The sequence below is a fragment of the Streptomyces aurantiogriseus genome, assembly GCF_014649375.1.
Classification (GTDB): Bacteria; Actinomycetota; Actinomycetes; order Streptomycetales; family Streptomycetaceae; genus Streptomyces; species Streptomyces aurantiogriseus.
This window is the reverse complement of sequence record NZ_BMSX01000078.1, coordinates 1-932: the sequence shown is the minus strand read 5'-3', so window position 1 is coordinate 932 and position 932 is coordinate 1. Positions and strand designations below refer to the sequence as shown.

Annotated in this window: 1 rRNA gene; it reads left to right on the top strand. The window is 57.3% G+C overall.

Annotated elements, in window-relative coordinates:
* Positions 1-932, top strand: a 23S ribosomal RNA gene (locus IE263_RS48050); the annotation flags it as partial.

Here is a 932-nt window from a genome sequence, read left to right as displayed (position 1 = left end):
TAACCCGGGTGGGGTAGCCGTAGCGAAAGCGAGTCCGAATAGGGCGATGGAGTAGCACGCTCAAGACCCGAAGCGGAGTGATCTAGCCATGGGCAGGTTGAAGCGGAGGTAAGACTTCGTGGAGGACCGAACCCACCAGGGTTGAAAACCTGGGGGATGACCTGTGGTTAGGGGTGAAAGGCCAATCAAACTCCGTGATAGCTGGTTCTCCCCGAAATGCATTTAGGTGCAGCGTCGTGTGTTTCTTGCCGGAGGTAGAGCACTGGATAGGCGATGGGCCCTACCGGGTTACTGACCTTAGCCAAACTCCGAATGCCGGTAAGTGAGAGCGCGGCAGTGAGACTGTGGGGGATAAGCTCCATGGTCGAGAGGGAAACAGCCCAGAGCATCGACTAAGGCCCCTAAGCGTACGCTAAGTGGGAAAGGATGTGGAGTCGCACAGACAACCAGGAGGTTGGCTTAGAAGCAGCCACCCTTGAAAGAGTGCGTAATAGCTCACTGGTCTAGTGATTCCGCGCCGACAATGTAGCGGGGCTCAAGCGTACCGCCGAAGTCGTGTCATTGCAGCATGTACGGCCAACGCCGGCTGTGATGGGTAGGGGAGCGTCGTCTGCCGGGTGAAGCAGCCCTGTAAGGGAGTTGTGGACGGTTGACGAGTGAGAATGCAGGCATGAGTAGCGATTCACACGTGAGAAACGTGTGCGCCGATTGACTAAGGGTTCCTGGGTCAAGCTGATCTGCCCAGGGTAAGTCGGGACCTAAGGCGAGGCCGACAGGCGTAGTCGATGGATAACCGGTTGATATTCCGGTACCCGCTGTGAAGCGTCAAACATCGAACCAGGCGATGCTAAGTCCGTGAAGCCGTCCCGGAGCCTTCGGGCAAAGGGAAGTGGTGGAGCCGACGAACCAGACTTGCAGTAGGTGAGTGATGG